Here is a 15,861-nt window from a genome sequence, read left to right as displayed (position 1 = left end):
TGCCTCCCGGCCAATAGCGTCGGACGCAGCGACGACCAGCGTCGCGACGAAGGGGAACGACATGCTCACCATCGAAGGGGTGACCAAGCACTTCGGTGACCGCCGGGTGCTCGACGACGTGGGGTTCACGGTCGGCAGCGGCCGCCTCACCGGGTTCGTCGGCGGCAACGGCGCCGGCAAGACCACCACCATGCGCATCATGCTCGGTGTCCTGCAGGCCGACGCCGGCACGGTATCGATCGACGGCACCGCGGTCCGTCCCGCCGACCGCCGCCGTTTCGGCTACATGCCCGAGGAACGCGGCCTGTACCCGAAGATGCCCGTGGCCGAGCAGATCACCTACCTGGCCCGGCTGCACGGCGTCGACAAGCGCGCCGCGACGAGCCGCACCGGCGAGCTGCTCGAACGTCTCGAACTCGCCGCACACGCCGGCGACCCCGTCGAGAAGCTCTCGCTCGGCAACCAGCAGCGCGTGCAGATCGCGGCGGCGCTCGCCCACGACCCCGAGGTGCTCGTGCTCGACGAGCCGTTCTCGGGCCTCGACCCGATGGCCGTCGACACGGTGCTCGGCGTCCTGCGCGAGACCGCTGCCCGGGGCGTCCCGGTGCTGTTCTCGAGCCACCAGCTCGACGTGGTCGAGCGGCTCTGCGACGACGTCGTGGTCATCGCCGGTGGCACGATCCGCGCCGCAGGTCCGCAGGAGGAGCTCCGCAAGCAGGCAGGCCCCGCCGCGTGGGAGCTGCTGGTCGACGGTGACGTCGCCTGGCTCCGCGACGAGCCGGGTGTGGCCGTCCGCGAGTTCGACGGCGGCTACGCCGTCTTCGAGGCCGACGCCGCCACCGCGCAGCGCGTCCTGCAGCGGGCCGTCCAGCACGGCACCGTCGGGTCGTTCTCACCGCGGGTGCCGCGGCTCAGCGAGGTCTTCCGGGAGGTCGTCCGATGAACAACTCCTTCGTGCAGGCTGTGCGGCTCGTCTCCGCACGCGAGATCCAGGCACGCATCCGCAGCAAGGCCTTCGTGGTCTCGGCGCTCATCCTGATCGGCATGGTCGTCGCATCGATCGTCGTCAGCGGGATCGTGAGCAAGGCCACCGCCGACGACACCACCCCGGTCGCGGTCGTCGACGGGGTCTCGCTGCCGACCACCAGTGGGCTCGACGTCACGACGTCGGCATCGGTCGACGACGCCGAACGGCTCGTGACCAAGGGCGACGTCGACGCCGCGATCGTGCCGTCGGACGACCCGCTCGGCTACGAGGTCGTCGGACTCGACGAGGCCCCGTCCGAGGTCGTCTCGGCGTTGAGCGTCACTCCGCGCATCGAGCTGCTCGACCCGGACGCGCTGCCCGGTGGCCTGGTCTACCTCATCGCCATCGCGTTCGGCGTCGTGTACTTCGCGTCGGCGGTGACGTTCGGCCAGTCGATCGCGCAGAGCGTGGTCGAGGAGAAGTCGACGAGGGTGGTCGAGATCCTGATGTCCGCGATCCCGGCCAGGGCGCTGCTCGCCGGCAAGGTGCTCGGCAACAGCATCATGGCGTTCGCACAGATCGTCGCGGTGGCGGTCGCCGCCATCGTCACGCTGGCGGTGACCGGGCAGGACAACATGTTCGCGATGCTCGGCCCGAGCATCCTGTGGTTCATCGGCTTCTTCGCGATCGGGTTCGTGCTGCTGGCGTCGCTGTTCGCCGCGGCGGCCGTGCTGGTGTCACGCCAGGAGGACGTCGGCAGCGTCACCACCCCGGTGATGATGCTGGTGATGATCCCGTACTTCCTGATCATCGTCGCGTACGACAACCCCACGATCCTCGGCATCATGTCGTACGTGCCGTTCAGCGCCCCCATCGGCATGCCCATGCGGATCTTCCTCGGCACGGCCGAGTGGTGGGAGCCGATCCTGTCGCTCGTCATCGTCGCCGCTTCGGTCGTCGCGGTCGTGGTCATCGGCGCCCGCGTCTACGAGAACGCCCTGCTCCGCACCGGCAGTCGCGTGAAGCTGTCGGAGGCGCTGCGCGGCTGACGCCGGCAGACCCGGCCAGGAGGCCCGCCCCGCGTGAGCAGATCCGCTCACGTCGGGCGGGCCTTCTTCAGAGCAGACCGAAGGCCGCCTGCATGCCCAGGCTCGTCCCCGCCACCAGGACCCAGAGCGCGATGCCGAGCAGCATCGGCCGGAACCCGGCACGGCGGAGCGCGACGAAGTCCGTCGAGCAGCCGATCGCGGCGAGCGCCACCGTGATGAGGAACGAGGCGGCCGTCGCGAACCCCGGTGCCACGGACGCGGGCAGGGCCCCGACCGTCCGGAGCAGCACCACCACGAGGAACCCGATCAGGAACCACGGCACCAACCGGAACACACGGAACCCGCGACCCGGCCCCGAGGCGGGGGCGAGCTGCTCGCGGGAGGCGCGGCGGGCCTCCAGTCCGGCCAGCCCGATGACGATCGGGATGATCATCAGGGTGCGCACAAGCTTCACGACGACCGCGGTGTCGGTCGCCTGGCGGCCGTAGACCGTCGCCGTGGCGACGACGGACGACGTGTCGTTCACGGCGGTGCCCGCGAAGACGCCGAAGGCATGCTGACTGAGGCCCAGAGCGTGCCCGAGCAGCGGGAAGGCGAAGACGGCCGCGATGTTGCAGAGGAAGATCGTCGACATCGCGTAGGCGACGTCCGCACTGACCGCGCCGATGACCGGTGTCACGGCGGCGATCGCCGAGGCACCGCAGATGCCGGTCCCGACGCCGATCAGGGTGCGGAGTGCGCCCGAGACCCGGAGCAGTCGGCCGATCCCCCACGCCGCCACCAGGCAGACGACGAGCGTCGCGAGCATCACCGGCAGGGTCTCACCGCCGATGCGCAGGACCTCACCGATGGACAGCTGCGCGCCGAGCAGGACCACCGCGAACTGCAGCACCCGGCTGGACGAGAACTTCACACCGGGAGCCAGCGCGGCGAGCGGGCCACCGGTGCGACGCCGGACGAGCCATCCCACGACGGCACCGATCAGGACGGCGGGGACGGGACCACCGACCACCGGGACGACCCGCCCGACGAGGGTGGCGACGATGCCGATCGCCACGGCGAGGGCGACACCGGGTGCGGCGGCACGGACGGACTGCATGGGAACAGCATGTCGCGCTCGCGGACGATCTGTGGCCGTGACAGGCAGGATGGCACGGTGGAGTACTCCGGGGAACGGTGGGTGCAGCGGCTGCGCGACGGGGAGATGCCGAAGCGGGGGCCGGTACTGCTCGCGGCGGTCGTCACCACGGGGGTGGGGCTCGCCGCGCTCGTCGCCGAGTTCACGTTCCCGGACTTCCTGCGCGGCATCGACAGTGCCCGGACACAGTGGTCGTTCGTCTTGTGGCCGACGGTGGTCGCCGGGTTCGGGCTGCTGCTGGCCGTGTCGACGCTGTCCTCCGGGCGAGGCGACCGCCGGACGCTCGCGCACATCGGAGCGGGCCGGGCACCTCGGTTCCACCTGCCCGTGCTGACGTCCGGCCTGCGCACCTCCGACGACTTCCCGAAGCCCCGCCCCGAGGTCTGGACCGTCGACGAGTTCGGCCTGCACGCGTGGGCACCGTCACGAGACGCGCCGGTGTTCGACCTGCCGTGGGCGCGCATACGACGGTTCTCCGTCGCGACCAAGGACTCCCGCGGCCAGCGCGCCGACTTCGGAGTCTGGATCACCACGACCGTCGGTGACGACGTGGTCGTGCAGCCGCGGTCGGCCCTCGGACGTGGGTTCGAGGCCGGACCGGACCAGCTCGCCACCCTCGTGCGGGTCCTCCGCACGCTGCAGCGGGAACTGGGCGTGGAACCCACGGCGTCGGACCGTCACTGAGCGGTTGGGGTGTCCCCCGTCATGTCGACCCGGCTGGTCTCGTCGTTCCAGGTGAAGGTGGCGATGGCGCGGCCGGAGGGTGCCGCGTTCGGTTCGCCCGCCTTCGCGAACCGGTAGGTCACCGTCACGGCCGACTCGCTCTGTCGTTCGATGGTCGGCTCGAAAGCGTACTGCTCGGCAGTCGCTGTGCCGAGGTACCGGCCTTCGTGGAACAGCAGGATCGCGTACGGAGAGCCAGCCGTGGCGAACTCGGGTTCGACGACGGACCAGGACAATGGTGCGCAGGCGTCGTAGCCGGAGTAGTCGGCGTTCGCAGCGTCCCACTTCGCTTCCTCGAGTCCGGCGGGCAGCGGCAGGGCCGCGATGCCCTCGGCCGCAGCCGCGGCACCGCTCGACGGCCCACAGGTCGGGGTCGGGGTCGGGGTCGGTGTCGGTGTCGGCGTCGGCGTCGGCGTGCTCGCCGGGTCGGAGGGCGGGGCAGTGACGGTCTCGGTCACGGTCGGGGTCGCCGCACCGCCGTCCGCTCCGTCCGCGCCGGAACACCCCGTCAGCAGCGCTGCCAGGGTCGCAGTGGTCAGGATCAGGGCGGTTCTCGTCAGGCGCATCCCTCCACGCTGCCTGCGCCGCCGAGCGGTCGCGCGCATCGTTACCGGGCTGTGTCACTCCCGACGCTGGAAAAGTATGCCTATTCAAGCGACGGGAGGGTGGCTCCCGCCAGGGTGCTGCAACACTGCTCCCATGCGGGGGTTGCACCAGGACACGATCGAGGTCGCGGACGACAGGATCGACGGACCACACGGACCGGTCCCGGTCCGGCGGTACCGACCGTCGGACCGGAGCGGCGGCACGGGATCGCCGACGCTGGTCTGGGTGCACGGCGGCGGGTTCTTCCGGGGCGACCTCGACCTGCCGGAGTCCGATGCGGTCGCACGGGCACTCGCCGAGCGCGGGCTGCCGGTCGTGACCGTCGACTACCGCCTCGGACCGCTGCCCGGACTGCCGTGGCTCGGCCGGAGGGGAGCACGTGGGCGACGACGGGCACCGCACGCGAGGGACGAGATCGTCGCAGCGCTCCGGCACCTGCAGGACGAGGCGCCCTCCGGCCTGCTGCTCGGCGGGGCGAGCGCGGGTGCGTGCCTGGCGGCCTCCGCGGTCGCGACCGCCCCGCCGCTGGTCGGCGTCGTGCTGACGTACGGGTTCTTCCACGCCCGACTCCCCCGTGACCCGGCGGTGCGGCGACTCGTTCGAGGGCACCGGCGCCTCACGCACGCGCCGCTGCTGCTCGACTTGAGCAACCGGTCGTACGCGGGCGGCCTCCCCACCGCGGTCTACCCGGCGTCCGGCGACCTCGGCGGCTTCCCCCGCGCACTGGTGGTCGACGCCGAGCGGGACGTGATGCGCGCCTCGGGCGAACGCTTCGCGACCGAGCTCGAGACAGCCGGCGTCGAGGTCGAACGACACGTCCTGCCGGACAGCCGTCACGCGTTCCTCAACCGCCCCGGCACGAGGGACTTCGACGATGCGATCGAGCGCATCGCGGGGTGGGTGGACAGGACGCCCATCCGTTGAACGCTCATCCGCCTGCGAACGGCGGACATCGGGGAGCGGCACGCCCGAGGCGGACGTACTCTGGAAACGGAAGCAACGGCGGTTCCGAATCCCCTCCGCCACGCTCCCTGCCGTGGCGTCTCACCACCGTGACGAAGAGTTCCATCGTGACCGAACACCTCATCGAGTACGTCGCCCGCGACCGCACGGGCATCACCGCCGTCGTGACACCGACCGGTGTCATCGACGTGGACACCGTGATCCAGCACATCCGCGCCGGCCACGCGGGGTACTACGTGGCTGCCGACTCGTGGAAGCGCACGCCGGTCCGGAGCATGTCGTTCATCGGCGGGACCTACCTGTTCGCGAACTGGGACGGATCGAAGCGGAACATGCTGCACGACCTGGCGTTCCGCTCGCCGACCCGCTCGATCGAGACCAGTCACGAGCCGGAGTCGCGGTTCTCGCGGTTCCTCGACGCGCTGTTCGGCAGGCGCACACCGCAGCTCTGAGCCAAGCCACCCCTGCCCGTCACGGCGCCCGCGCAGATGGGCACGTGCGGTGGAGGTGACCGTCCGGAGGCGCGGCGTGCGTCGCGGACGCCAGTCGCACCTCCAGGCGGTCACGTCGGTCAGCGGACCGACTTGATGGGCAGGATCACCAGGGCGCCGAGGATGACGGCGACGCCGGCACCCCAGAGCATGAGCGTGTAGTTCTGGCCACCACCGATGCCGAGCAGGAACAGGCCGACGGCGGGAGCGAGCGACTGCGGCAGGGCGTTCGCGATGTTGATGACACCGAGGTCCTTGCCGGGGCGCTCCGGGTCGGGCAGCACGTCGACGACCAGGGCGGTGTCGATGGCGGCGTAGATGCCGAAGGCGAAGCCGAGGACGATCTCGGCGAAGTAGAACCCGCCGACGCTGTTGACGTGGGCCAGAATCACCAGGCCGACGGCGGTCATGGCCGTCGAACCCCAGACGAAGACCTTGCGACGCCGGATCCGGTCGGACACCCAGCCGGAGACGGCCGCACTGACGAGCAGGGCGATCGTGTACAGGAGCACGCCGAACGCGACGACCCCGACCGCTTCGCCCTGCCGGAGCCCGATGCGGTCCTGCATGTAGAGGAGCCGGTACGTCGTGAACATGAACGTGCCGAAGGTGATGAGGAACCGGCCCCACCAGGCGAGCCCGAAGTCGCGGTGCTTGATCGGGTTCGTCCAGAACGAGCTGATGAGGTTGATCCAGCTGAAGGGCTTGACCGGCGTCGTCGGCAGGTCGTCGCGGGCGACGAACGAGTAGACGAGGACCGCGATGATCGCCAGGACGCCCGGTGCGATGAACAGGACCGGCAGGTTGCCGACCAGGTACACGGCCAGGTAGAGCCCGGCCAGGATCGCGATGTTCTGCGCCAGGGCGATGACGCTCGACGCCTTGCCGCGCTGGAACTCCGGCACGTTGTCGGCGAAGCTCGCCGTCAGCGTGGACAGGACGGCGTTGGCGGAGACCTGCGCCAGCACCCAGGCCAGGGTGAGCTGGAGCACGTCGGGCGAGAACGCGAGCCAGGCGAGGGAACCGACGAAGACGACGACACCGCCGACCATCCAGGGGCGGCGACGACCCCACCGCGTGCGGGTGCGGTCGGAGAGCGCGCCGAACAGGGGGTTGGCGAACAGGGCGCCGAGCGCTCCGAACGGCAGGACCGAGCCGACGACGGTCTCGGGGCTCGTCGGGTTCAGCTCCGTCGCCTTGATCGACATGCTCACGAAGACCGGGGTGAGCAGGGCGACGAACAGGCCGAACTGGGCGAAGCTCAGGCCCCAGAGGTACCCGCGGCCCACCCGGACGGTGCTGACGGACTGCGTGATGCCCTCGACCGAGAACGCCCGGGACGCCGCTGCGTCCGTGGCGGTGGCTCCGGCGGCTGCGGTGACCGCTGGGGACGCGGTCCCGGCGATGCCCCGCGTGGGTACTTCCTTCGACGTCGGTGTCGACATGACTCCTCCTTGAGTCACAGGGGGGCTTCGGCGCCCGCTGAATCCCTAGTGCTGCTAGGTGATCGGGACTGTAGCACCGGAAACCTCCTGCCGGAAGGTTTTGTCGCGCAGGTTTCGTCGGGTGCCGACGGAGGGGTGCAGACGCAGAACGACACCGCCGCTGTCGAGGACAACGACGGTGTCGTTCTGCATCGACCCGCGGGCCGGACGGAGCGCCTACTGCTCGCCGTCCTCTTCCGGGTTGAAGTGCGAGTCGTCACCCGCGTGACCGGCGGCGAGCCCGTCGGGGTTGTTGGGGATGGTGTTGTCGTTGCCGAGGCCGCCCGGCTTCTCGGTGCCCTCCGGGTCGTTCGCCGGGGTGCCGTGGGTGTTGTCGCTGTCGGTCATGATCTGCTCCAGTGGAGTGGTCGATCCGGAGGCGCTGCCCCCGGTGTTGCTGAGGACTCGGACAGTACGTGCCGCCCCTCGGAACGAGCCGTCCGGCACAGGTGACACGGACCGGCGCACTCGCTAGATTGTTCAACAACCCGCGAGGACAGGGAGCACCCGTGACGACGATCGACCTGAACAGCGACCTCGGCGAGGGGCTCGGCGCCTGGGCCATGGGCGACGACACCGCGATGCTGGACCTCGTCTCGAGCGCCAACGTGGCCTGCGGGTTCCACGCCGGCGACCCGACGATCATGCTCGCCACCGCCCGCGCCGCCGCCGAACGTGGTGTGGCGATCGGCGCACACGTGGCCTACCGCGACCTGATCGGCTTCGGCCGCCGACCCGTGCACGTCACGCCCGACGAGCTGTACGCCGACGTCGTGCACCAGCTCGGCGCGATGGCCGCCACGGCGCTCGTCGTCGGTTCAGCCGTCACCTACGTCAAGCCGCACGGCGCCCTGTACAACACCGCCTGCGCCGACCCGGTGCAGGCCGAGGCCGTCGTCCGCGCCGTCGCCGACGTCGACCCGTCCCTCGCCGTGCTCGCGCTGCCCGGGTCGGAACTGCTGCTGGCGGCCGAGCGGCACGGGCTCCGCGCGGTGAGCGAGTCCTTCGCAGACCGCGCCTACGAACCCGACGGCTCGTTGGTGTCACGGAAGCAGCCGGGGTCGGTGCTGCACGACCCGGATGAGGTCGCGGCCCGGGTGCTCCGCATGGTCACCGACGGCGTCGCGACCGCCGTCGACGGGTCCGAGATCGCGGTGCGTGCCGACTCGGTCTGCGTGCACGGCGACTCCCCCGACGCCGTCGCGATGGCCCGTGCCGTCCGAGCGCTGCTGACCGAGCACGGCGTGACGATCGCGCCGTTCGCACCGCTCGCGCCGTGACGGGTCCCGACGTCCGCTCCGTTGGCGGCACCGCACTCCTCGCCACGTTCGACTCCCTCGCCGACGTCGTCGCCTTCCGCGCCGGGCTCGCACAGGCCACCGTGCCCGGGCTGACCGAGGTCGTCTCCGGCGCCCGGACGCTGCTGCTCCGGTTCGACCCGACGACGACGGACGCCGGGCGGCTCCGCTCGGAGCTCACGCACGTCGCCCCGGTCAGCGGCACGCTCGATGCACACGACTCCGAGCCGCTCGTCATCCCCGTGACCTACGACGGCGACGACCTCGACACCGTCACCGAACTGACCGGCATGCGGCACGACGAGCTCGTGGCGTGGCACACCGGGCAGCTCTGGACGAGCGCGTTCTGCGGCTTCGCACCGGGCTTCAGCTACCTCACCGGCAGTGATCGACCGCTCGACCTGCCTCGCCGCAACACCGCCCGGACGGCCGTCCCGAGCGGGGCCGTCGCGGTGGCCGGCGAGTTCAGCGCCGTCTACCCGCGGACATCGCCCGGCGGCTGGCAGCTCATCGGCCGCACCGACGTCCCGATGTGGTCGCTCGACCGCACGCCTCCGGCACTCGCCCCCGCAGGCACGCTCGTCCGCTTCGTCGTGGCGGGTGCGGCATGACCGCGCTGACCGTCGTGCAGGTCGGGTACGGCGCGACCACGCAGGACCTCGGGCGCCCGGGCTTCAGCGACATGGGCCTCGGCGCCGCCGGGGCAGCCGACCGCGGCTCCGCGGCGCTCGCCAACCGGCTGGTCGGCAACCGTCCCGACGCGGCCGTCCTGGAGGCCCTGCTCGGCTCCGTCACGCTCCGTGCCGACGCGTACGTGGTCGCGGCCACCACCGGCGCGGCCTGCCCCGTCGAGGTCGAGCGGGCAGACGGATCGGTCCGCGGTGCGGCCTCGCACGAGGTGCTGCTGCTGGCCCCGGGCGACACGCTCCGGATCGGTACCGCGACCGTGGGCCTGCGCGTCTACGTCGCGGTCCTCGGGGGCTTCGCGGTCTCCGCGGTGCTCGGCAGCCGCTCGTGGGACTCCCTCGCGCGCCTCGGCCCGCCGCCGCTGTCGGTCGGCGACGTCCTGCCCGTCGGCGACGCCCGGGTGTCGTGGCCGATCGTCGACGCGGTGCCGCAGCCCGAACCGCGGTGGCCCGACGAGCCGGTCGTGCTCGACGTCGTGCCTGGTCCGCGCGACGACTGGTTCACCCCGGAGTGGCGTGCGACCCTGACCGGTCAGGACTTCTCCGTCAGTGCGGACAGCGACCGCGTGGGGGTCCGCACCACCGCCCGGACGCCGCTGGCCCGCTCCGTGGCACGCGAGCTGCCGAGCGAGGGCGTCGAGACCGGTTCGCTGCAGGTGCCGCCCGAGGGCTTCCCCGTGCTGTTCCTCGCCGACCACCCGGTGACCGGCGGGTACCCGGTCGTCGCGGTCCTGACACCGTCGTCGACCGACCTCGCTGCGCAGCTCCGTCCGGGCGATCCGCTCCGGTTCCGCATCGTCGACTGACCGACCCGGAACAAGCGCAGGGGGTCAGGGGTTGGCTTGGACACCGCTGACGAAAGGTCCCCCATGTCGATGACCGTCCTGCTCGAGGTCCAGTTCCAGAGCGATGCCCCCGAAGACGCACTTCACGGTGCGATCCGCGAGACGCTCGAACAGACGGCGTCGTTCCACGGCCTGGAGTCACTCGAGGTCTTGGTCGACGACGAGGATCCGGCGCGCATGGTCGTCGTCGAGTCGTGGACGACCACCGAGGACCACGACACCTACGTGACCTGGCGCGCGACGCCGGAGGGCGCTCCGGCGATGGCACCGTTCCTCGCCGCCGCTCCGGTCACCCGCACCTTCGCGAGGACCCTCCCGCTCGACTGAGCGGACACCGACACCGACGCCGACGCCGGAGCCACGGCGCGATCGCTCAGATCGTGTCGTCGTCGGTGTCGAGCGGCACCGGTCGGTCGTCGTCGGGGAGCAGTTCGTCGTCCGCGTCGTCGACCACCGGCAGGTCGTCGGGGTCGAGCACGGTCGGCTCCGGTTCGTAGTCGGTCTCCTGCGCCTCGCGGAAGTCGTCGAGGGTCTCGTCGTCCTTCGGATCGCTCATGGCCCCGAAGGTACCTCCGGATCCTCGTTGTGTCCGGAGACGACCGACCTTCCGCGAACGATCAGCGAGCAGCGTGCTCGCGTGCCTCCATGGCATCCCAGGCGAAGCTCGCCAGCCAGTGGGTGGAGTAGTACTCCTCGCCCACGCTCGCTGCGAGCCCCGAAGCCAGCAGCCGGTCGGCCGCGTCGTCGAGCAGGTCGGCGATGCCGGTGCCGGAGTCATCCGGACCGCCGGTGCCGGAGTCGTCCGGACCGCCGGCGCGGAGTGCGTCCGCGATGCGCCGGGCCGACCCCGCCCGCGACAGGTCGAGCCCGAACAGGTGCACCTGCTGCGGGTCGTTCTCGTCACGGACCACCGTCGACCGCAGGATCGCGTCGCCCGGCTGCACCGCGGCGAAGAAACCGCGCGCCCACGTGGCGAACTCCGTGGCGGGCAGCACCGCGCGCATCAGGTCGGCTTCGGCGAGGCCCGCGGACAGGAAGTCGTGCCCGCTCCGCTCCCAGGCGAACGGCCACCCGGCGTCCGCGCCGAACCAGTCCTTCGCAGCCCCCTCGACCGCAGCCGCCAGGGCCGGACGGTCGAGCGACCGGGCGGCCTCGAGCACGAGCAGCAACCCGAACGCCGAGTTCGAGTGCACGCCGTGCCGGACCGGGTGCGCGGCGCCGTCGATCCACCGGACGACCAGGTCTTCGAGGACGTCGACGACGGGCGCGAACCCCGGTGCCAGCGCCCGGACCGCGGGCGCCTCGGACGCTGACACCTCAGCGGCGAGCCGTGCGAGCCAGGCCCAGCCGTAGGGGCGCTCGTAGTGCGGCGTCTCACGCAGGTAGGCCGCCTCGGTCGCGAGGTGATCCGTCGTGAGGTGCGCCTGCAGGATCGAGGTGAGCCGGGCCTCCAGGTCGGTGGGCAGGCCATGCGCGACCAGGCGCGCCGCGAGCCAGTGCATGTGCACCGACGAGTGCCAGTCGTACGACGTGGCGAAGGCGGGGTGGAGCTCGACGGGCAGGGCTCGGTCGTCCGGTCCGGACGTCGCGTGGTGCGCGGCGTAGGGGTACTCGCGGGTCGTGTTGTCCGCGGCGACGGCCGCGAAGCGGTCGGCCCAGGCGGCCCGGGTCAGGTCGATCGGGGCGGCATCAGAATGCGACAAGGTACATGACTCCCATGTTGACGACGAGCAGGATGGCGGCGGTGGGGATCTGCGCCTTGATCGGGCCGTACTTGTCCCGCATCTCGAGCAGGGCGGCCGGCACCAGGTTGAAGTTCGCCGCCATCGGGGTGACGAGCGTGCCGCAGAAGCCGGCGAGCATGCCGATCGCGAAGATCGCGGCGGGGTTGCCGTCGAAGCCCTGCACCAGGACGGGCCAGCCGATCGCGGCCGTCATGATCGGGAAGGCGGCGAAGGCGTTGCCCATGATGATCGTGAACAGGGCCATGCCCAGGCAGTAGATGACCACGGCGGCGAGCAGCGAGCCGTCGGGCAGGACCGACTTGATGATCGTGCCGACGGCGTCACCGACCCCCGCCTGGGTGAAGACGATGCCGAGCGTCGAGAGCATCTGCGGCAGCAGCGCCGCCCAGCCGATCGCCTGCAGCAGGCGACCGCCCTCGCGGATCGGAGTGGCGATCTTCGGCGGGCGCAGGACGAACACGGCCACGACGACGGCGAGCACCGAACCGATGCCCAGGCCGGTCAGGGTCGCGCTGCCCTCGGCGAGCAGCGGTTGGCCGCCGAACGAGACGAGCGGGCCGAGCGTCGCGACCAGCACTGCGACCACCGGCACCACGAGGGCCGGGATGAAGAGCCGGTTGCCGTACTTCGTCGCGAACGCGGCGCGCTCGTCCGGGCTGGTGGTGGCCAGCACGCTGCCGCTGCCGCTTCCGGCGTTCGTGATCTTCTGCGTCACCCCGGTGGGCTCGGCGGGGCCGGTCTCGGCACCCGTGCCCGCGCCGGGGACGCTCGCGACCCGGGTGCGGCTCGTCGTGCCCGTGAAGCCGAGTCCGGCGAGCGCGACCATGACGAGGACGGCGATCCCGAGCGTCCAGGCCGGCACGGTGCCGGCGGCGACGAAGGTGCCGTAGAAGAACGACAGGCCCAGGATGCCCCAGAACGCCGCGTTGCCCAGGCGCTTCGCGTGCGCGGTGTCGGTGACGATCAGGACGGCGACGGCGATGAAGAACGCGCCGATGAGCCAGTAGAGCCATTCGCTGGTGATCACGCTGCTGCCCCCAGGGTCGGGGCGTCGGCACGGGCGTCCGCCGCCATCTTGTCGAGTCGGCGGTCGAACAGCAGCAGGCGTCCGCCGTGCACGATGAGCGCCGCGATGCCCGTCGGGATCGCCCACAGGGCCAGGTCGATCGGTTCGAGCGACAGCCCGTAGGTCGAGTCGACGAACGTCGTGATGAGCAGGATCGAGCCGACCGCGACGAAGACGTCCTCGCCGAAGAACACGCCGACGGTGTCGGACGAGGCCGAGTAGCCCTTGATCTTCTCGCGCATCCGGTCGTCGATCCGCCCGTACTTCTTGGTCGCCGCACCCTCGGCCATCGGGTACACCAGCGGGCGGACGGTCTGCGCCGGGCCACCGATGCTGGTCAGGCCGACCGCCGCGGTGACCTGGCGGATCACCAGGTAGCCCGCGAGCAGACGACCCGTCGTGAGCTTGTCGAGCTTCGCGATCAGACGCTTCGCCTGGTCCTGCAGGCCGTAGCGCTCGATCAGGCCGATGACGGGCAGGACGAGCGCGAAGGTCGTGACGGAACGACTCGAGGCGAACCCGTTGCCGAACGCGTCGAGGATGCCGACGGGACCGATCCCGCCGATGGCCGCGGTCACGATGCCCGCGACCGTGACGACGAGGAGCGCGTTGATGCGCAGCGCGAAGCCGACGATGACGACGGCGACGCCGATGAGGACGAACATGCGGGACAGTCTGGACCGCATTGTTCAACAATCGCAAGAGCCGGTTCTGCTCTGTAACACGCCCTTCACAAACGCCACCCGTGCCAGGATCGGTGCCATGACCCGAACCGTCGGCGGCGCTGACTCCACGGCCACTCGGTTGCGCACGATGATCGCGTCGGGTGGGTTCTCCCCCGGGGCGCAGCTGTCCGAGGAACGGTTGAGCGACCAGCTCGGGGTGTCACGGAACACCCTGCGCGAGGCCTTCCGACTGCTCGCCCGGGACCGCCTGGTCGAGCACGTGTTCAACCGCGGGGTGTTCGTCCGACGACTCTCCGCCGCCGACGTCGCCGATCTCTACGCGGCTCGGCGGGTGCTCGAGGAGGCGGCCGTCCGCGCCTGCACCCCCGACGCACCGGCACTCGCCGAGGCCGCCGCAGCGGTCGCCGACGCCCGGGCAGCAGCGTCCGCGGGCGAGTGGGGTGCGGTCGGCACCGCCGACATCCGCTTCCACGCCGAGCTCGTGCGCGCGGTGCCGAGCGAGCGGATCCACGCACTGATGGACGGGCTGCTCGCCGAGATGCGACTCGCCTTCCTGACCACCGACGACCCGGCCTCCTTCCACGCCGACTTCGTCGAACGCAACGACGCGATCGTGTCCGCGTTGCGCGGTGGCGACCAGGACGCCGCCTCGGCACTGCTCGCCGACTACCTCGACGACGCGGAGCGGACGCTGCGGGTCGCCGCCGGCGCAGCCGACTGAGGGGCGGCCAGGAGGCCCGGTGCGGCCCCGTCCCGCACGCTCGGTCCCAGCGCCCTCACGCTGGTGCTCGCGGACCCCTCGGTCAGGACTTCCCGCCGAGCAGGGCGGCGACCGCGTCCACCACGCCCTGGCGACGCCGCGGCGGCGTCACGGCCTGCACCAGCGGCTCGTACTCCGGAGCGGTCGCGCTCCAGAACGCCGCGGTGTGCAGCACGAGCCCGAGTAGTACTGCCGGACGGAACGCCCGCGGCAGGACCCCGGCACGCTGGGCGTGCTCAACCTCGGCCACGGCGTCGGCGTAGCTCGTCGCGACGGACTCGAGCGGGACGTCGGCGCGCTCGAGTCGGTGCCAGGTCGCGAGCCGCTGGGCCCAGGGGCGACGGACGTAGGAGTCGTGCACCCGGCCGGCCCAGGCGGCGAGGTCGGCGGTGTCGAGCGGGGCCTCGGCGAACGTCTCGGTCACTGTGTCCGCGACGAGGGCGTCGAACAACCCCTCCTTGCTGCCGAAGTAGTGGAAGACCTGCGCCTTGTTGCTCGACGCTGCGGCACCGATCCGCTCGACCCTGCCGCTGGCCAGTCCGACCGCGGCGAACTCGTCCCGCGCGGCGAGCAGGAGCCGGGCGCGCATCGCGTCAGCGGCTGGGGGAGTGAATCGGGCCATGGCGACCACCGTACCGATCACGCGGCCCGCAGAGCTGGAGTGCACCGCAGCAGCTTCAGGTCCGCTCTCTCCGCACAGCGCTCCAGAGGACCAGCGCGAGCGTCAGCAGGGCGCCGGCGACCACGGACCCCTGGACGAGGTCGGCGAAGCCGCGCTGCAGATCGTCACCCGTGACAAGGATCGCGACGGCCAACGCCGCCGTCACCGCGAGCACGATCGACCGGGCTCGCAGGCTTCCGTCGGAGCGACTCACGGCGGCATGGATCGCCACGAACGGGACCGGGAAGAGCGCGGCGAAGGCAGCCGAGCCGTCGAACAAGATGAGTCCGACGATCAGCCCTGCCCCGAGACCGGTCGACAGCACCACCCAGTCCGACGTGGAGGTCCTGGCCCACGCAGGGCCTCTGAGCCGACGCCGAACGAGCAAGAGCGACAGGGCGCAGACGGCGCCACCGATGAGCAGGAACGAGCCTGCCTCCCACGACGCCTCGTTCGAAGCGCTCAGCATCGAGGCCCCGAGCGCCATGCTGGCGAACAGGATCGCCCGGACCCCGCTCCGCCTCACATGCACAACCGCCCGCCGCTGATGTTCCACATCTCCACTCTAATGACCCAGCCCTCCTTCCGCTGAAATACAGATTGCTTGTTCTACGTTCTGGAAGATCAGTAGCGTGGGATCCTCGGCACGAGCCGGGACTGACCTGGGGAGATGACGTTGTCCCGCAAATTCAT

At 71.3% G+C, this 15,861-nt stretch carries 20 protein-coding genes; 10 read left to right on the top strand and 10 right to left on the bottom strand.

The window, feature by feature from the left end:
• The first annotated feature begins 61 nt into the window (after positions 1-61).
• The gene (locus DEJ17_RS04215; RefSeq protein ID WP_110892220.1) at positions 62-943 is read left to right on the top strand and encodes an ABC transporter ATP-binding protein; all 882 of its coding nucleotides are present in this window, start codon (positions 62-64) and stop codon (positions 941-943) included.
• Entirely contained in the window at positions 940-2,016 is a 1,077-nt protein-coding gene (locus DEJ17_RS04210; RefSeq protein ID WP_110892219.1) for an ABC transporter permease, read from the top strand. Before DEJ17_RS04215 ends, DEJ17_RS04210 begins: the two co-directional genes overlap by 4 nt.
• A 67-nt stretch (positions 2,017-2,083) precedes the next feature.
• Here the strand turns inward: DEJ17_RS04210 and DEJ17_RS04205 are convergent, their stop codons facing one another.
• A complete protein-coding gene (locus DEJ17_RS04205; RefSeq protein WP_110892218.1) occupies positions 2,084-3,115 on the bottom strand; it encodes a YeiH family protein in 1,032 nt (343 codons plus the stop codon).
• 57 nt (positions 3,116-3,172) lie between these two features.
• On the opposite strand from DEJ17_RS04205, the gene DEJ17_RS04200 reads away from it, so the two are divergent.
• Complete coding sequence (locus DEJ17_RS04200; RefSeq protein ID WP_110892217.1) at positions 3,173-3,838, top strand: hypothetical protein; 666 nt, start codon at positions 3,173-3,175, stop codon at positions 3,836-3,838.
• Here the strand turns inward: DEJ17_RS04200 and DEJ17_RS04195 are convergent.
• Positions 3,832-4,443, bottom strand: a complete 612-nt coding sequence (locus DEJ17_RS04195; RefSeq protein WP_181421037.1) for an LppP/LprE family lipoprotein — start codon at positions 4,441-4,443, stop codon at positions 3,832-3,834. The two genes, DEJ17_RS04200 and DEJ17_RS04195, sit on opposite strands and share 7 nt — an antisense overlap.
• Before the next feature lie 133 nt (positions 4,444-4,576).
• On the opposite strand from DEJ17_RS04195, the gene DEJ17_RS04190 reads away from it, so the two are divergent.
• On the top strand, positions 4,577-5,407 hold the full coding sequence (locus DEJ17_RS04190) for an alpha/beta hydrolase (RefSeq protein ID WP_181421036.1): 831 nt from the start codon (positions 4,577-4,579) through the stop codon (positions 5,405-5,407).
• A 146-nt stretch (positions 5,408-5,553) separates the two neighbouring features.
• Positions 5,554-5,898: a hypothetical protein gene (locus DEJ17_RS04185; RefSeq protein WP_110892214.1), complete on the top strand. Its 345-nt coding sequence runs from the start codon at positions 5,554-5,556 to the stop codon at positions 5,896-5,898.
• Between the two features lie 119 nt (positions 5,899-6,017).
• Here DEJ17_RS04185 and DEJ17_RS04180 read toward each other — a convergent pair whose 3' ends face one another.
• Together DEJ17_RS04180 and DEJ17_RS17675 are read right to left on the bottom strand one after the other, a co-directional pair.
• On the bottom strand, positions 6,018-7,382 hold the full coding sequence (locus tag DEJ17_RS04180; protein WP_110892213.1) for an MFS transporter: 1,365 nt from the start codon (positions 7,380-7,382) through the stop codon (positions 6,018-6,020).
• A gap of 216 nt (positions 7,383-7,598) precedes the next feature.
• Positions 7,599-7,769, bottom strand: coding sequence for a hypothetical protein (locus DEJ17_RS17675; protein WP_181421035.1), 171 nt, complete (start codon positions 7,767-7,769; stop codon positions 7,599-7,601).
• 161 nt (positions 7,770-7,930) lie between these two features.
• Between DEJ17_RS17675 and DEJ17_RS04175 the strand changes: the two genes are divergently transcribed.
• The 4 genes from DEJ17_RS04175 (at position 7,931) to DEJ17_RS04160 (ending at position 10,577) form a co-directional block, all read left to right on the top strand.
• Positions 7,931-8,701, top strand: coding sequence for a LamB/YcsF family protein (locus DEJ17_RS04175; protein WP_110892212.1), 771 nt, complete (start codon positions 7,931-7,933; stop codon positions 8,699-8,701).
• Positions 8,698-9,330 (top strand): allophanate hydrolase subunit 1, encoded by a 633-nt coding sequence (locus DEJ17_RS04170; protein ID WP_110892211.1) that lies wholly within the window; start codon positions 8,698-8,700, stop codon positions 9,328-9,330. Before DEJ17_RS04175 ends, DEJ17_RS04170 begins: the two co-directional genes overlap by 4 nt.
• The gene (locus tag DEJ17_RS04165; protein WP_110892210.1) at positions 9,327-10,211 is read left to right on the top strand and encodes a biotin-dependent carboxyltransferase family protein; all 885 of its coding nucleotides are present in this window, start codon (positions 9,327-9,329) and stop codon (positions 10,209-10,211) included. The genes DEJ17_RS04170 and DEJ17_RS04165 overlap by 4 nt, the downstream gene beginning before the upstream one ends.
• A 63-nt stretch (positions 10,212-10,274) precedes the next feature.
• Positions 10,275-10,577: a putative quinol monooxygenase gene (locus tag DEJ17_RS04160; RefSeq protein WP_110892209.1), complete on the top strand. Its 303-nt coding sequence runs from the start codon at positions 10,275-10,277 to the stop codon at positions 10,575-10,577.
• A gap of 46 nt (positions 10,578-10,623) precedes the next feature.
• Here the strand turns inward: DEJ17_RS04160 and DEJ17_RS04155 are convergent, their stop codons facing one another.
• From DEJ17_RS04155 to DEJ17_RS04140, 4 genes are all read right to left on the bottom strand, one after another.
• Entirely contained in the window at positions 10,624-10,806 is a 183-nt protein-coding gene (locus DEJ17_RS04155; protein WP_027465973.1) for a hypothetical protein, read from the bottom strand.
• 61 nt (positions 10,807-10,867) lie between these two features.
• Positions 10,868-11,953 carry a DUF2891 domain-containing protein gene (locus DEJ17_RS04150; protein ID WP_258366644.1) on the bottom strand — a complete coding sequence of 362 codons (1,086 nt, stop codon included), beginning with the start codon at positions 11,951-11,953 and terminating at the stop codon, positions 10,868-10,870.
• The gene (locus DEJ17_RS04145) at positions 11,940-13,022 is read right to left on the bottom strand and encodes a DUF979 domain-containing protein (protein ID WP_110892208.1); all 1,083 of its coding nucleotides are present in this window, start codon (positions 13,020-13,022) and stop codon (positions 11,940-11,942) included. The genes DEJ17_RS04150 and DEJ17_RS04145 overlap by 14 nt, the downstream gene beginning before the upstream one ends.
• Entirely contained in the window at positions 13,019-13,726 is a 708-nt protein-coding gene (locus DEJ17_RS04140; protein WP_027465970.1) for a DUF969 domain-containing protein, read from the bottom strand. The genes DEJ17_RS04145 and DEJ17_RS04140 overlap by 4 nt, the downstream gene beginning before the upstream one ends.
• Positions 13,727-13,823: 97 nt before the next feature.
• Between DEJ17_RS04140 and DEJ17_RS04135 the strand changes: the two genes are divergently transcribed.
• Entirely contained in the window at positions 13,824-14,468 is a 645-nt protein-coding gene (locus tag DEJ17_RS04135; RefSeq protein ID WP_181421034.1) for a GntR family transcriptional regulator, read from the top strand.
• Positions 14,469-14,550: 82 nt separating this feature from the next.
• On the opposite strand, the gene DEJ17_RS04130 is transcribed toward DEJ17_RS04135, so the two are convergent.
• Together DEJ17_RS04130 and DEJ17_RS04125 are read right to left on the bottom strand one after the other, a co-directional pair.
• Positions 14,551-15,129 carry a TetR family transcriptional regulator gene (locus DEJ17_RS04130; RefSeq protein ID WP_146239617.1) on the bottom strand — a complete coding sequence of 193 codons (579 nt, stop codon included), beginning with the start codon at positions 15,127-15,129 and terminating at the stop codon, positions 14,551-14,553.
• A gap of 55 nt (positions 15,130-15,184) precedes the next feature.
• On the bottom strand, positions 15,185-15,655 hold the full coding sequence (locus tag DEJ17_RS04125; RefSeq protein WP_146239616.1) for a hypothetical protein: 471 nt from the start codon (positions 15,653-15,655) through the stop codon (positions 15,185-15,187).
• Positions 15,656-15,861: the final 206 nt, after the last annotated feature.

The organism is Curtobacterium sp. MCSS17_011, from assembly GCF_003224275.1.
In the GTDB taxonomy this organism is placed as follows: Bacteria; Actinomycetota; Actinomycetes; order Actinomycetales; family Microbacteriaceae; genus Curtobacterium.
Note: the sequence above shows the minus strand (reverse complement) of the source record. Positions and strands in the feature narration are given on the sequence as shown.

Excerpts from the sequence above, each read along its gene's own strand:
- DEJ17_RS04215 (WP_110892220.1), top strand. The coding sequence starts at position 62 with ATGCTCACCATCGAAGGGGTGACCAAGCACTTCGGTGACCGCCGGGTG.
- DEJ17_RS04190 (WP_181421036.1), top strand. The coding sequence starts at position 4,577 with ATGCGGGGGTTGCACCAGGACACGATCGAGGTCGCGGACGACAGGATC.
- DEJ17_RS04160 (WP_110892209.1), top strand. The coding sequence starts at position 10,275 with ATGTCGATGACCGTCCTGCTCGAGGTCCAGTTCCAGAGCGATGCCCCC.
- DEJ17_RS04180 (WP_110892213.1), bottom strand. The coding sequence starts at position 7,382 with ATGTCGACACCGACGTCGAAGGAAGTACCCACGCGGGGCATCGCCGGG.
- DEJ17_RS04155 (WP_027465973.1), bottom strand. The coding sequence starts at position 10,806 with ATGAGCGATCCGAAGGACGACGAGACCCTCGACGACTTCCGCGAGGCG.
- DEJ17_RS04210 (WP_110892219.1), top strand. The coding sequence starts at position 940 with ATGAACAACTCCTTCGTGCAGGCTGTGCGGCTCGTCTCCGCACGCGAG.
- DEJ17_RS04125 (WP_146239616.1), bottom strand. The coding sequence starts at position 15,655 with ATGGCGCTCGGGGCCTCGATGCTGAGCGCTTCGAACGAGGCGTCGTGG.
- DEJ17_RS04135 (WP_181421034.1), top strand. The coding sequence starts at position 13,824 with ATGACCCGAACCGTCGGCGGCGCTGACTCCACGGCCACTCGGTTGCGC.
- DEJ17_RS17675 (WP_181421035.1), bottom strand. The coding sequence starts at position 7,769 with ATGACCGACAGCGACAACACCCACGGCACCCCGGCGAACGACCCGGAG.
- DEJ17_RS04195 (WP_181421037.1), bottom strand. The coding sequence starts at position 4,443 with ATGCGCCTGACGAGAACCGCCCTGATCCTGACCACTGCGACCCTGGCA.
- DEJ17_RS04140 (WP_027465970.1), bottom strand. The coding sequence starts at position 13,726 with ATGTTCGTCCTCATCGGCGTCGCCGTCGTCATCGTCGGCTTCGCGCTG.
- DEJ17_RS04130 (WP_146239617.1), bottom strand. The coding sequence starts at position 15,129 with ATGGCCCGATTCACTCCCCCAGCCGCTGACGCGATGCGCGCCCGGCTC.
- DEJ17_RS04205 (WP_110892218.1), bottom strand. The coding sequence starts at position 3,115 with ATGCAGTCCGTCCGTGCCGCCGCACCCGGTGTCGCCCTCGCCGTGGCG.
- DEJ17_RS04165 (WP_110892210.1), top strand. The coding sequence starts at position 9,327 with ATGACCGCGCTGACCGTCGTGCAGGTCGGGTACGGCGCGACCACGCAG.